The 13,294-nt window shown below is 56.6% G+C and carries 11 protein-coding genes; 7 read left to right on the top strand and 4 right to left on the bottom strand.

Annotation, left to right across the window (positions count from 1 at the left end; translation table 11 throughout):
- Positions 1–8: 8 nt before the first annotated feature.
- Together HDF14_RS21295 and HDF14_RS21290 are read right to left on the bottom strand one after the other, a co-directional pair.
- Entirely contained in the window at positions 9–1,586 is a 1,578-nt protein-coding gene (locus tag HDF14_RS21295; RefSeq protein WP_183980730.1) for a tannase/feruloyl esterase family alpha/beta hydrolase, read from the bottom strand.
- Positions 1,587–1,666: 80 nt separating this feature from the next.
- Entirely contained in the window at positions 1,667–2,554 is an 888-nt protein-coding gene (locus HDF14_RS21290) for an SDR family oxidoreductase (protein ID WP_183980728.1), read from the bottom strand.
- Between the two features lie 124 nt (positions 2,555–2,678).
- Here HDF14_RS21290 and HDF14_RS21285 point away from each other — a divergent pair, with 124 nt between their 5' ends.
- From HDF14_RS21285 to HDF14_RS21275, 3 genes are read left to right on the top strand one after another with little or no spacing between them, the layout of a single operon-like run.
- Positions 2,679–3,653: an AraC family transcriptional regulator gene (locus HDF14_RS21285; protein ID WP_183980726.1), complete on the top strand. Its 975-nt coding sequence runs from the start codon at positions 2,679–2,681 to the stop codon at positions 3,651–3,653.
- A gap of 38 nt (positions 3,654–3,691) precedes the next feature.
- Positions 3,692–5,074 carry a tRNA (N6-isopentenyl adenosine(37)-C2)-methylthiotransferase MiaB gene (gene miaB, locus HDF14_RS21280; protein WP_183980724.1) on the top strand — a complete coding sequence of 461 codons (1,383 nt, stop codon included), beginning with the start codon at positions 3,692–3,694 and terminating at the stop codon, positions 5,072–5,074.
- Positions 5,074–5,598: a bifunctional nuclease family protein gene (locus HDF14_RS21275; RefSeq protein ID WP_183980722.1), complete on the top strand. Its 525-nt coding sequence runs from the start codon at positions 5,074–5,076 to the stop codon at positions 5,596–5,598. The genes miaB and HDF14_RS21275 overlap by 1 nt, the downstream gene beginning before the upstream one ends.
- 9 nt (positions 5,599–5,607) lie before the next feature.
- Here the strand turns inward: HDF14_RS21275 and HDF14_RS21270 are convergent, their stop codons facing one another.
- Together HDF14_RS21270 and aroA are read right to left on the bottom strand one after the other, a co-directional pair.
- Positions 5,608–6,723: a glycosyltransferase gene (locus tag HDF14_RS21270; protein WP_183980720.1), complete on the bottom strand. Its 1,116-nt coding sequence runs from the start codon at positions 6,721–6,723 to the stop codon at positions 5,608–5,610.
- Positions 6,724–6,778: 55 nt separating this feature from the next.
- Positions 6,779–8,098: a 3-phosphoshikimate 1-carboxyvinyltransferase gene (gene aroA / locus HDF14_RS21265; protein WP_183980718.1), complete on the bottom strand. Its 1,320-nt coding sequence runs from the start codon at positions 8,096–8,098 to the stop codon at positions 6,779–6,781.
- A gap of 449 nt (positions 8,099–8,547) precedes the next feature.
- On the opposite strand from aroA, the gene HDF14_RS21260 reads away from it, so the two are divergent.
- From HDF14_RS21260 to HDF14_RS21245, 4 genes are all read left to right on the top strand, one after another.
- A complete protein-coding gene (locus HDF14_RS21260) occupies positions 8,548–9,237 on the top strand; it encodes a dienelactone hydrolase family protein (RefSeq protein ID WP_183980716.1) in 690 nt (229 codons plus the stop codon).
- 119 nt (positions 9,238–9,356) lie between these two features.
- Complete coding sequence (rpsO, locus tag HDF14_RS21255; RefSeq protein ID WP_158944128.1) at positions 9,357–9,623, top strand: 30S ribosomal protein S15; 267 nt, start codon at positions 9,357–9,359, stop codon at positions 9,621–9,623.
- Positions 9,624–9,923: 300 nt separating this feature from the next.
- Positions 9,924–12,350, top strand: coding sequence for a polyribonucleotide nucleotidyltransferase (gene pnp / locus HDF14_RS21250; RefSeq protein WP_183980714.1), 2,427 nt, complete (start codon positions 9,924–9,926; stop codon positions 12,348–12,350).
- A 65-nt stretch (positions 12,351–12,415) separates the two neighbouring features.
- Complete coding sequence (locus HDF14_RS21245; protein WP_183980712.1) at positions 12,416–13,288, top strand: hypothetical protein; 873 nt, start codon at positions 12,416–12,418, stop codon at positions 13,286–13,288.
- Positions 13,289–13,294 lie beyond the last annotated feature (6 nt).

Here is a 13,294-nt window from a genome sequence, read left to right as displayed (position 1 = left end):
AATCCACGTTATTTGTTATTTGCTTTCGCGGGCATCACGCAGGAGAAGCTCGTGCTGTCATCGGGATCTCCGTGGCCTGCGTATTTTGCGATCTGTGGATAGGGACACAGCGGTCGTGTCATCTGCACTTTTTTGTCTGCAGAGTATTTAGTGGCGACCAGCTCGGTCGGTGCTTTTCCAGTTTCAACCCAGTCTTCGAGCAGGCTCAGCATTCCCGGACCTTTCGCGGTTGGAATACCGAGCTGACCGAATGCACTCGGCCCAGGGCCGCCTGCACAATGAGCCATTCCAGGCACCATGTACAGCTTCACGGAGCTCTCGGCCTGAGCTGGACCCAGCTTCGCAACGACACTGTCATAGTAGGCAATCGTATTCAGGGGCGAGATCGCGGGGTCATTCCAGCCGTGATACAGGATCAGCTTGCCCCCATGTGCGATGAACCGGCTAAGGTCGGGGTCCGTCGCATTGAGCGGTTCAGCCATCTTCTCGTTTGCCGCGCGTAGCGATGTATCAACATTCGCTGTTAGCCCGCTCCAGGTTGGGTCGTCATAGACCATATAGCGGAAAAAATTCTGCACGTAATTGCTCTCGCTCGGCGCATTCCCGATTGCCCAGGCCTTCCAGCTGGACTCGTCGCCGGGCATCAGTCCTGGACTGATCAGTCTACCTTCGCTGTCGTTGCCACCCGCGTAGAGCTTGCGCAGTGCGCCGACTTGCGGTGCCGTGAGACAGGTCAGCTCATCGCCCGACTTGCACAGCAGAGTGCCCGGATCAAAGTGGCATTCACGTGGGTCGTTCAAGATTCCGTCTTTCAATCCGTCCTGCGCATCGCAGGCCGCGAGGACCGCGGCGGTAATCGCGGGCAGCTTGAGAGACGAAATATAAGCCGCCGGATCTGCCACAAGGGAATGCCCGACGTCTAACCCCGAGCTTATTAGATGGGTCCAATCATTCGCCGGAGCACCTGCCAGAATGCCATCGTAGTCCTCGGGATAGCGCTGCGCTTCCACCAAGGCCTCACGACCACCGTCCGAGCAAGCGTCGAAGTAAACCTTCATCGGCGCAGTCTCGTAGAATGCGGCGACGATAACTTTCGCTCGTTCGGTTGTCAGGTGCAGTGCGCGATACCCGAAATCCTTGATCTTTTCAGGATGCCGGTAGGCCCAGCTTGCATCCTCTGCGTCGGCCTGGTGGCCAGTGTCTGTACCAGCCGTTGCGTAACCCTTTCGAAGATTGCCTGCCATTCCTTCGTAGTAGATTGTGCCTGCGAAGCCCCCATTGCCCACATCCAGCAACCTGCGGTTCCATCCCTGCTGCCCCTTTGCTGCCTGCTTCTCAGGCAGCCATACCTCGAACAGGATGTGAGAGTCCGAGGTCGGGTGTAAAACGCCAGTGACTCGGCAGAAGGCTGGAAGGTCCGAGAGGGTTGGGCCGTAGGGTGGTTTAAGCGAACCCGCAGCCATAGTCTCTGCTCCGGTGATCGTTGTATCCGGCATGGTCAAAGAAGCAAGACTTGCGCAGGTCGCAGCGTGTCCGATTGCAGAAGAGACGAGAAGAGCCAAGGAGCAGAACAAGATACGTCGCATAATTTCAGCGAGTCTATCACTGGCGTGTCCCAGCGGCGCAAACGAGCCGCTGGGACCCCGCCTGTTCATGCCTGTCGTGCTTAGGAGTAGCGCATTTCTTTGAGATCGGCGATTAATCCCGGTCCGGTCGGGTGCCATCCAAGCTGTTTCTTCGTTTGTGCGCTTGAGGCTGGCATATCCCAACCTGCGAACGGCGCGAGCCATCCAAAATGAGCTGCTGCCTCGTCTGGAGACAGACTGACCACCGGCACCTTTAGACCTCGGCCAACAACTTCAGCGATGTCGCGGACAGGTACTCCTTCTTCAGCGACCGCGTGGTATCTGGCACCTGTTTCCCGCTTCTCCAGGGCGAGCCTGTAAAGACGAGCCGTGTCGAGGACGTGAGCCGCGGGCCAACGGTTGAGCCCGTCACCGACGTACGCAGAGACGCCTTTCTCGCGAGCCACCGCTATTGCATAGGTGATAAGACCCTGCTTGACCGTGTCGTGAACTTGAGGAAGGCGCACAACCGACACGTTGACACCGCGCGTTGCCACGGACGCTCCTGCTAATTCCGAAGATTTACGTGGGTTGGGGTGGTTGGGATCGAAGTGATCTTCGGTCGCAGGCTCACCCGGTAAAGCGTTCCCCATTCCTGTCCCAGAGGTGATGACCAACGGGCGGTCAGATCCGACGAGCGCATCGCCAAGAGCCTCGATGGCGCGCCTGTCCTTCTCGCAAATCGCGACAAAATTAGAGAAATCGTGGTCGAAGGCGAGGTGAATCACTCCGTCCGACTTGGCAGCCCCGCTGCGCAGACTCTCCGGGTCTTCGAGATTCCCTCGATGCACCTCAGCACCGGCGGCGGTGAGAGACTGAGCTCCCGCATCCGAACGTGTCAGTCCAATTACCTGATGGCCGGCGTTGATGAGTTCCGGAACGACGGCTGAACCGATAAAACCTGTGGCGCCCGTGACAAAAATCCGCATTTCGCAATCTCCCTTGTTACGTGAACTTAGGCGCATACGCATCCTGTACTAAGCAAGATGAGGATGATAGCGATACGATCTATGTTGTAAGTCCGTAATATTAGCTCAATCGTCCGGAGAAGCTATGGACCCACTTTCAGATGTGCTGTCGCTGCTGAAACCACGTAGTTATAGGTCAGGCGGTTTTGACGTGGGCGGAGACCTAGCGGTTAAATTCCCAAAGCATGCAGGCATCAAGTGCTATGCCGTGGTGTCTGGCCAGTGCTGGCTGTCCCTGGAAGGGCTTCCAGACGCCGTGCGTCTGACGACCGGAGACTGTTTCCTTTTGCCGCGTGGGTTGTCCTTCAGCCTTGCCACCGATCTAACGCTGACGCCTGTCGACTTCCTTGCGTTTCTTTCCACGCGGCCCAATGGCAGCATCAAATCGCACGGCGGGGGCGGGAGTTGCTTTCTTGTTGGCGGACATTTTGTCCTCAGCGGCAATCATGCCGACATTCTGTTGGAGGTTCTACCGCCCATCGTGCATATCCGGAAGGAATCGGACAAGATGGCGATGCGCTGGTCTTTAGAGCGGATGATGCAGGAGCTAAGCGAGCCGCAACCAGGGGGCTTTCTGATTGCACAACAACTCGCAACCATGATGCTGGTGCAGGCACTCCGACTACATATGGCCGAAGGGCAGCAAGGAGGGATTGGGTGGTTGTTCGCGCTGGCAGATAAACAGATGAATGCGGCGATCACCTCTATGCACGACGATCCGGGACATCGCTGGACTTTGCAGAAGCTGGCGGAGCGTGCCGGGATGTCGCGATCGATCTTTGCGCTAAAGTTCAAAGCTACTGTGGGGACATCTCCGATGGAATACCTGGCACGTTGGCGGATGTTGCTGGCCGGGGACAAACTGACGAATTCTGATGATCCCATCTCGATCATCGCCCTCTCGCTCGGTTATGAATCGGAGAGCGCTTTCAGCAAAGCCTTCAGGAGAGCAATGGGTTGTTCACCGCGGCAACATAGACGTGGGCAGAATTTGGTTTCCCCTACTTATAGCGAGGGCGAAGGTGCCCGCGCCAATCAGCTTGCACCGATCGCAGTTTGATGGAAGCGATGCTAGACCATGGGCGATATACTGATTGTGTGAGTAAGACTTTTTATATTGAGACGTTTGGCTGCCAGATGAATGCCCATGACTCGGAGAAGGTCATCGGGACGCTGGAGCAGCAGGGTTATGCGCGGGTGCAGGATGAAGATGCAGCTGGGTTGATCTTGTATAACACCTGCTCTATTCGCGACAAGGCGGAGCAGAAGGTGTTTCATCGGCTGAATGAATACAAGAGGTTGCAGGGCGAGGGGAAGAAGTTCGCCGTGCTGGGGTGTGTTGCACAGCAGGAGGGCGAGAAGATCTTTGAGAAGGCTCCGTATGTGTCGATGGTGGCGGGGTCGGCGTCGTATCGGAATCTGCCGGAGATGTTGCGGAGGCTCGAAGCTGGGGAAGAGCGGATTACAGGGCTCGATGACCGACAGACAGAGCTGACGTTTGAGACGGAGTTCACGGCGCGGTCGAATCCGCATCGCGGGTACATCACAATCATCGAGGGTTGCGACAAGTTCTGCGCTTACTGTGTGGTGCCTTATACGCGTGGCAAGGAGCGTAGCCGGACTGCTGCTTCGGTGATGGTGGAGGCTAAGAAGATGGTGGATCTCGGGTTCACTGAGATCCAGTTTCTTGGGCAGAACGTGAACTCTTATCGTGACCCTTCGGGGCGGATGTCATTTGCGGAGTTGTTGGTTGCGGTTGGGGAGCTGCCGGGAATTCGGCGAGTGCGTTTTACGACGTCGCATCCACGCGACTTTACACGGGATATTGTGCAGGCGATCGACGATACGCCGACGCTTTGCGATCATATTCATCTTCCGGTGCAGTCGGGTTCGACTGCGGTGCTGAAGGCGATGTCGCGGGAGTATACGCGAGAGTGGTATCTGGAGCGTATGAGCTGGATTAAGGCGGCTAAACGCGATATCAGCATTACGAGTGACATGATCGTTGGCTTTCCCGGTGAGAGTGATGCGGACTTTGAGGAGACCATCACGCTAGTTGGCGAGGTGAAGTACGACGCCGTGTTCGCGTTCAAGTTTTCGCCGCGACCGAATACGCCGGCGGTGACGATGGCGGATAGTATTCCGGATGAAGTGAAGTCAGAGCGGTTGCGGATTCTGATGGATCGGCAGCGGGAGATTCAGCGAACGCACTACGGACGGCACCTGGGTGAGGTGCAGGAAGTGATGGTGGAGAGTTACAATCCATCGCGCAACCAGGTCGTTGGCCGTAGCTCGCAGAACAAGACGGTGAACTTTTCGACGGCGCAGATCGTGCAGGCACAGCCGCCGGTTGGGAGCTATCTGCCGGTTCGGATTACGCAGACATTGCCCAATTGCCTGGTGGGTGAAGCGATAGCGGATGCAGAGGCGATGCCACTGGTTTCCGTGCAAGGTGGTTTGGATTTTGTGGTGCTCAACTGATGAATCCCTCTTCGGTTCAACCCGTCGTTCAGGCTCCGGATGAAGTGGAGATGCAGATTCGCGGGCTCATGATGGACCCAGTCACGAATATGCCGATCATCGTGCTGAAAGACGTGGGGAGCGACCTGGTGCTGCCCATCTGGGTGGGTATCTTCGAGGCGAATGCGATTGCGCTGGAGTTGGAGAAGACGGCTACGCCGCGGCCTATGACGCACGATCTGTTGCAGAACATGGCTCGTGGGCTGAATGCGGTGGTGCGCAAGGTTGTCGTGTCTGAGTTGCGCGATGACACGTTCTACGCGGTCATCTGGCTGGATCATGCGGGGGAGACTGTGACGATGGATGCGCGGCCGTCCGATGCGATTGCGCTTGCGCTGCGGTGGGATTGTCCGATCTACGTCAATCGCGAGGTCCTCGAGAGCTCAAAGCAGGCTACCAGTAGCTCACCGAATGTGAATGCTGAGGAGATGCGTCGGTGGCTTGAGAATCTGAACGACGACGACATGGGCCGCTACAAGATGTAATTGTGGGAGTTACAACCAATTGCAAAGTGTTGCAACACGTTCGGCCCACTCGTCTTCTGTAGGAAGGTGAGGCTGCGCGACGGCGTGATGTGTGCCATGGAGGATGCCTTCGATCGCTGATCGGAGAGCAGGAGTCATATTCTCTTCGCCTCCGGTGAGAACGGTTGCCCAGGGGGTGTCGAGTAGGATGTCGCTGACCCCTGACTCTTGATGGAGCAGGACAGGGATCCCGCGCTGGAGCGATTCGATGGCGGGAATTCCATAGCCCTGGACGGCGGGCATGAGGAACAGGTGGGTTTGCGCGAAGAGCTGCTCGAGATCTTCGTCGGGGACAAAGCCGTGGAAGTGAATCCGTTCGCCTATGCCGAGGTTCTGAGCCATGTCGCGTAGTGCTGGGATAAGAGAACCCTTGCCGGCGAGGTCGAGTCTCCAGTCGATGGTGGCGGAGAGGGGTTTGTCGGCGCGCTCGAGTTGGGCGAGGGAACGGATGATCCAGTCGATTCGCTTGTTTGGCTCGATGCGGCAGACGGAGAACATTCGGAGCTGGTCGCGTACTGGGTGAGCGGAAGGGATGGATACAGTGGGCCCGAGGCCGCCCATACGGGCGATCTTGCCGTCGATGTTGAAGTCTTTGCGGCATTCGCTGCGGAGATATTCGCTGGTAACTATGGTGTTGCCACCGGAACGCAGACCATAGCCAATGATGCGATTCGAGACAGCGATACGTAGCTTAGTAGAGAGGCTGCGGGTTTCCTGGTCGCCGAATAGAGAGGGTGTGTCATGCATGAGGGTGTGAAAGCCACGCTGTCCGGTGAGGGTTGCGTGCAGTGCGGGTTGGTAGCCGGAGGCAAGCGGTTTAGGTGAGTTAGCGGGCTGTTGGTTAAAATATGCGCGGAGCGACGCGATCTTTTTTCGTGCTCCGGCTCCGGGCTTTAGTTGGACAACCTGCAGAGGGTGGGTGGCGTATCGAGCTAGATTGCAACGGTCGAAGTAGGTGACGATGTGATTCGGCAGGTTGCGTTGATAGAGCCAACCGGAGAGAGCGACGACGCTGCGCTCAGCACCTCCGAACTGCTCGATCTCCGAGATGATGATGGGGCGTGAGTCGCCTAGGGGTGTCTGCATGGACCAGTTGGGAGGTTCGAGTCAGCTTAGCAAGTGCGGCGGTGGGGAGGCCAAATTAGCGTTGGCAAAGATCGTTGAGGTGTGTGAAGAACTCGGGAAAGCTGATGGCGGCGGATTCGGCTCCGTGGATCTCCGTGTCGCCGGTGGCGCGAAGAGCTGCGATGGAGAAGGCCATAGCGATGCGATGATCTGTTCCTGAGTCGATCTGTGCACCGTGAAGTTTCTGATTGCCGGGAATGACGAGCCCGTCCTCGTGTTCAGTGAGTTTGGCTCCCATGGCGCGAAGGTTTTTGGCGACCAGGGCGATGCGGTCGGACTCTTTGACGCGGAGTTCGCGAGCGTCGCGAATGGTGATGCCGTCGCTGGTGTAAGGCGCGATGGCTGCAAGGACAGGCAACTCGTCGATGATCTGCGCGGCGAGGGCTCCTTCGATGTGCATACCGCGGAGACCGTTGGGGGAGACGTTGACCTGTAGGGTGCCTACGAGTTCGCCGTGATGTTCTTCGACGTTAAGGACCTTGATCTTGCCGCCGAGGGACGTGATGACATCGAGCAGGGAGGCGCGCGTGGGGTTCATGCCGACTCCGTCGAGAATGAGATTGGAGTCGGGAAAGAGCAACGCCGCGCAGAGGAAGAAGGCTGCGGAGGAGATATCACCCGGGATGGTGGCGTCGATTGCTTTGAGGGTTTGATTGCCGGGGATGCTGAGTTTGGCGACGTCACCTGAAGCAGCGGTTGTGCGGTTGAGTGTGGCGCCGAAAGCTTTAAGGGCTTGCTCGGAATGGTCGCGTGTGCGAATGGCTTCGGTAAGGCTGGTGGTGCCGTTGGCCTGAAGGCCGGCGAAGAGTACGGCGGTTTTGACCTGAGCGCTGGGGATGGGGGTGTCGAAGTCAATTGCATGGAGGGGGGTGCCGTGAATGGTGATGGGGGCGTGTCCTTCGGCAAGGTCAATTTTTGCGCCCATGAGGCTGAGTGGTTTGCGGATGCGCTCCATGGGGCGGCGGGTCAGGGAGTGGTCACCAGTGAGCGTGAAGGTGCGAGGATGGGGGGCGATGAGGCCGGAGAGCATGCGCATGGTAGAGCCAGAGTTGCCGCAGTCGAGAGGAGCTGAGGGCTGCTTGAATTTTCCGGCAGTGCCGGTTATCTCGATGGTCTTGTCTTCTTTGTGGACGACCGTTGCGCCGAGGGCCTCCATGCAGGCGAGCGAGGAGTGGGGATCGGCACCAGTTGAAAAGTTGGATAGGCGGGTGGTGCCTTCCGCTAGGCCTGCCAGCAAGGCATAGCGATGCGAGATGGATTTGTCGCCAGGGAGGGTTAGCGAGCCTTGCAGAGTACGGGCCGGGCGGATTATCTGCGTGCTTGATGTGGAGGACATTTGCTACAAGCTTAAATGCTTTTAGGAGTTGTGGGAGACGCGGCTGGGCGATTGTGGAGAGAACATTTGGGGCTCCGAGTGCCTATACTTGAATGATGAAGGCTCCCTTGGGGGATGAGATCGGGTTTCTTTGGAATGCTACGCGTGGGAATAGATTACGGCCGTGGCGAAGCCCCTATTTGCGATGGAGGTTGGAAACCTACTCTGGTCAGCGCGCGGAGTCTGTGCGAGCGCGCGACTTCTGGAACCTGTTTTGGAAGGAGAAGAGACAGCTCTTCCGGTTTTTGCGGTGGACGCGGGAGATCAAGAGCTACTCCAAATCCGGAGATAAATAGGCAGAGCGCGACTTCTGCGTGTCTGAAATTCGTCCTCGCTAAAAACGGACAATTTTACTTTTATTTGACACCTCACATCGGCAAAGTTCTTTGGTGTATCGCTATGATTGACCTATGAGCGAGTGGATTAAACTAAAGGCAAACGATGGTCATGAGCTAAGTGCGTATGTTGCACGGCCCACGGGAGTAACAGTTGGAGTTCTGGTTCTTGTACAGGAGATATTCGGTGTCAACGCGCATATCCGCAGTGTGGCGGATGGGTATGCGAAGGATGGATTTCTTGTGGTAGCGCCTGCGATCTTTGACCGGTTTGAGCCCGGCGTACAGCTAACGTACCAGCCCGATGATATGAAGCGGGCGTATGAGTTCTATGGGATGCTGAAACCCGAGACGACGCTGTTGGACGTGGCGGCGGCGTATGAGTGGGCGAAGAAGGCTGGGAAGGGAATCGGTGTGATCGGCTACTGCTACGGTGGTTTGACGAGCTGGCTGGTTGCAACGCGTGGCGAGAAATACAAGATGCAGCCTGCCTGCTGCGTTGGTTACTATGCGGGCGGGATAGGGTCAGTGGCGAAAGAGGATCCGAGCTGCCCAGTGATGCTGCATTTTGGGGCCAACGATACCCACATCGGACAGGATCAGATTGAGGCCGTTCGTTCAGCTCATCCAGAGGTGGAGATATTCGTCTATGAGGGTGCAGGGCATGCGTTTAACCGCGATGTTGATCCGAATAGCTTCCATGCAGCCTCGGCAAAGCTGGCGCGGGAACGTTCCCTCGAGTTTTTGAAGGCCCATATCGCCTAAAAAGTGTTCTAAATCGTTATCACTGCTGGCTGCCCACGATTGCCGGGTTTGGCCAGCGGTGCTATCCTTATTGGGACACTAAGAGTGAACTAGAAAGAAGATTAGGAGTAGGAATAGCTGTGTTGGCATCCGCTAAAAAGACAGACATTATTGAGAAGTTCCGCACGCATGACTCAGATACCGGGAGTCCTGAGGTCCAGATCGCTATTTTGAGCGAGCGTATTGGCGAGTTGACGGAACACTTCAAGGCACACAAGAAGGACCACGGATCGCGCCGCGGGCTTCTTATGCTCGTGAGCAAGCGTCGACGCTTGCTTGATTACCTGAAGAAGTGTGACGCAGACCGATATCGCGAGGTCATCGGCAAACTCGGAATCCGCAAGTAACCGCACTATCCCGGAGAAACCCTACAAACTATGGAAGTACACACGGCCTGTTCTCACTCGGCTGCTAACTTCGTGCAAGGTCACGCAAGACCTTGTCGCCGGGGTTGCTGACAGTGAGAGCGCGAGGCGTTGTCTCCACGGTTTTCAACTCCGGCGAATGTCGGTTCCTAAAGAACCTATTCCAGCGCAGCTCGCTGGCGGCTCAATAACCGCCAGCGCCAAGCTGCGCTTTTTCGCGCCCGATCAAAGGATGTCGCGATTCGAGCTTAAAACGACAGAAGACGAGAGAAGAGAGGCAACATGAAACAAGATGTGACAGTTGAGCTTGCCGGCGGCAAGCAAATTAAATTCGAGACCGGGCGCATGGCGAAACAAGCCCCCGGCGCGGCACTTACCTCAAGCGGCGACAACGTAGTTTTGGCTACCGCAACTGCATCGCCCGATCCGAAAGAAGGGATCGATTTTTTCCCGCTCACCGTCGAATATCGTGAATTTACCTATGCTGGCGGCCGTATTCCCGGTGGATTCATCAAGCGTGAAGGGCGTCCGAGTGAGAAGGAAATTCTTACAAGCCGTCAGATAGATCGTCCTATTCGCCCACTGTTTCCTGAGGCGTTTCGGAATGAGACCCAGGTCGTTGCGTTCGTCTACTCTGCGGATAAGGAAAATGATCCCGATGTGCTTGGCATCAATGGTGCCAGCTGCGCATTGGCTTTGAGCGATATTCCCTTTCACGGACCAGTTGGTGCGGTTCGGATTGGATTGATCGACGAGCAGTTTGTCGTGAATCCTACTTACGCCGAACGGGCGCAGAGCAAGTTGAACATTATGGTCGTCGGGACGAAAGACGGCATCGTAATGATCGAGTCTGGCGCGAAGGAAGTTGCGGAAAACCGTGTCGTTGATGCAATTGAGTTTGCTCACGAGCAGATCAAGAAGATTTGCTCGGCTATCGAAGACCTCGTTGCTCGCGCGGGCAAAACGAAGCGTAACGTCAACGCGGTTGAGATCGATCACGAATATCTGAATGAGCTAACGGCAAAGGCTGGTGCGCAGTTGAAAGATGCTCTCGACACAGAGAAGCATCCGAAGTTCGAAAGCTATGCATTGGTCAAGTCCATCAAGGATGAACTGAAGAAGGGTTTGCCTGAGGACGATGGGGCTGCGGCGAAGAAGCTTAGCAAATACTATGAGCTTTTGCGCGAGAAGATCTTCCGCGACCAGGTTTTGAACGACCGGATCCGTCCGGATCACCGGGCTTTCGATAAAATTCGAGATCTGAGCATAGAGGTTGGTGTGCTGCCCCGTGTTCATGGGTCCGCGCTCTTTACACGTGGTGAGACTCAAGCGCTTGTGAGCGCGACCCTTGGTACAACAGATGATGCTCAGCGACTTGAGAGTTATGAGGGAGAGCAGAAGCGTCGCTTCATGCTGCATTACAACTTCCCTCCGTTCTCGGTTGGTGAGGTTGGACGCATGACTGGCGTAGGGCGACGAGAGATCGGCCATGGTGCGTTGGCTTACCGTGCGATTGAAGCTGTGCTGCCCGCGGAAGATGAGTCGCCTTACACTTTGCGGGTGGTCTCGGACATTCTTGAGTCGAATGGATCGTCCTCAATGGCTACTGTGTGCGGTGCGTCGCTCGCGCTAATGCAGGCTGGAATTGCGATCAAAGGATCGGTCGCGGGTGTCGCGATGGGTCTGGTGAAGGAAGGCGATAACTACGCCGTCCTGACGGATATTGCCGGTGCGGAAGATCACTATGGCGATATGGACTTCAAAGTCGCAGGTACACGCAACGGAATCACTGCGCTGCAGATGGATATCAAGATCATGGGGATTACTCCGCAGATTATGCGGGAGGCTCTGGAGCAGGCACGCAAAGGTCGGCTCTTCCTGCTCGATACGATGGATGGTGTGATATCGGGTGCAAACCAGGAGAAATCGCAGTTCGCTCCGCGAATTCATACGCTGCAGATTCCTACTGATAAGATTCGCGATCTGATCGGACCCGGAGGCAAAGTCATTCGCGGCATCATTGATGCTACTGGTGTGAAGATTGACGTCGACGATTCCGGGCGTGTGAATGTTGCGTCGAGCGATGCCGATGGTCTTGCTCGCGCGATACAGATGATCAGCGACCTGACGGCCGTACCTGAGATTGGGAAGACCTACCTTGGTAAGGTGGTTCGTCTCGCCGAGTTTGGTGCGTTTGTCGAGATATTCCCCGGAACTGATGGGCTTTTGCATGTTTCGGAGATTGCAGAACACCGCGTGAAGGAAGTGAAGGACGAACTTCGCGAAGGTGATCAGATTCTGGTGAAGGTTCTTGCGATTGAAGGTAATCGCATCAAGCTTTCGAGAAAAGCTGTTTTGCGCGAACAACGCGCTAAGCTCGGTCTTCCGGAGCCAGGTCAGATTGGTACGGATGAGGGCGCGGTTGCTGCTGGTGCAGCTGGCGGCCAGAGTCATCAGGACGCTGTTGCTGGTGATGTTGCCGGAGGCGATGATGACGCTGAGGACTTCGACGATGATGGAGACGAGTCTGCAGAAGAGCCTAACTTCAACCGTGCCGAGGATGCCGTTCCTGTTCAAGCGGCCGGGGCTCCGGGGTCAAATGGACCTGGCGGCCAGAGGCGGCCAGGTGGCGGAAGGCGTCGTCGCGGTGGTCGTCGGCCGGGTTCCGGTTCCGGTTCCGGTGCGCCTTCGGGTGGCGGCAATCGGTAAGGTAGATTGATGTCCAGTGAGACCGCGCACTTTGCGCGGTCTTTCTGTCTCTGGGGTGAGTCGTGATGATGAGACGCGCGGTGTGGATTGCCTTTGCGGCGGTTTGTGTCTTGTCGGCTACATCGTGGATTGTTCCGCGTTCTGAGGGATTGCCTACATTGGAGTTGCAGGGGATTCGTTATGGGTTGATTGGGGTGTTTGCGTTCTTGGAGGCTCGGGGGCGGGTGCGATTCGGGAGGGTGGGGTTGCGGGTGGCGGCGGCCGGGATGGGGTTCTTTGGGGTGCCGATAGTGGTTGGGGAGTGGGCGCGGTTTGGTGTGCCTGAGACTAGCAGGTCAGCTCTGTTCGCTATGGTTCCTGTGGTTGTGGTGATGGTGGTTGCGGCTGGAGATGAGGAGCGTGGGGTTCGAAGGTTCCTGGTTCCGGCTTTGGTGGGACTTGGTGGGTTGCTGCTATTGCTGCCGCTTCAGTTCTCGGGGTCGGTTCGCGGGCGGTTGATGCAGGCTGCGGTGTGTCTTGTGGTGATTCTGGTTGGGTTGTCGAGTGTCTGGCTATATCGGCTGCTGCGTGGATGGACTCTCGCGGAGGCTTTGGCGGCGGTGTGTCTGAGCAACGCGGCGTTTCTGCTGGCGTCGACTGCGGTCCGAGGCGAGTTGGTTTGGCAGTGGAACGAGTTGGCTTCGGTGGTGTCACTTTCGTCGCTGGTGGATTTGGTTGAGGTGGTTTTGCTGGTTTGGCTGTTGCGGGAGATGATGCCGGTTCGCTTTGCCTCGCGATATCTGGTGATTCCGTTGCTGACTTTGATCGAGGGTTATGGGCTGATCCGGCCTGGGCTGACGGTTCGGGTCATTAGCGGATTGGTGTTGCTTGCGGCTGGTGCAGGAATGCTTCTGTTTTTGGAGGTTGGTGAAGAAGAGACGGTGCTGTCTCTCAGGTGATACTTT

The organism is Tunturiibacter gelidiferens (assembly GCF_014201335.1).
Lineage (GTDB): Bacteria > Acidobacteriota > Terriglobia > Terriglobales > Acidobacteriaceae > Edaphobacter > Edaphobacter lichenicola_E.
Note: the sequence above shows the minus strand (reverse complement) of the source record. Positions and strands in the feature narration are given on the sequence as shown.

Coding starts and splice junctions, on each gene's coding strand:
- pnp (WP_183980714.1), top strand. CDS start 9,924: ATGAAACAAGATGTGACAGTTGAGCTTGCCGGCGGCAAGCAAATTAAA.
- HDF14_RS21285 (WP_183980726.1), top strand. CDS start 2,679: ATGGACCCACTTTCAGATGTGCTGTCGCTGCTGAAACCACGTAGTTAT.
- HDF14_RS21290 (WP_183980728.1), bottom strand. CDS start 2,554: ATGCGGATTTTTGTCACGGGCGCCACAGGTTTTATCGGTTCAGCCGTC.
- HDF14_RS21245 (WP_183980712.1), top strand. CDS start 12,416: ATGATGAGACGCGCGGTGTGGATTGCCTTTGCGGCGGTTTGTGTCTTG.
- HDF14_RS21260 (WP_183980716.1), top strand. CDS start 8,548: ATGAGCGAGTGGATTAAACTAAAGGCAAACGATGGTCATGAGCTAAGT.
- HDF14_RS21275 (WP_183980722.1), top strand. CDS start 5,074: ATGAATCCCTCTTCGGTTCAACCCGTCGTTCAGGCTCCGGATGAAGTG.
- HDF14_RS21295 (WP_183980730.1), bottom strand. CDS start 1,586: ATGCGACGTATCTTGTTCTGCTCCTTGGCTCTTCTCGTCTCTTCTGCA.
- aroA (WP_183980718.1), bottom strand. CDS start 8,098: ATGTCCTCCACATCAAGCACGCAGATAATCCGCCCGGCCCGTACTCTG.
- HDF14_RS21270 (WP_183980720.1), bottom strand. CDS start 6,723: ATGCAGACACCCCTAGGCGACTCACGCCCCATCATCATCTCGGAGATC.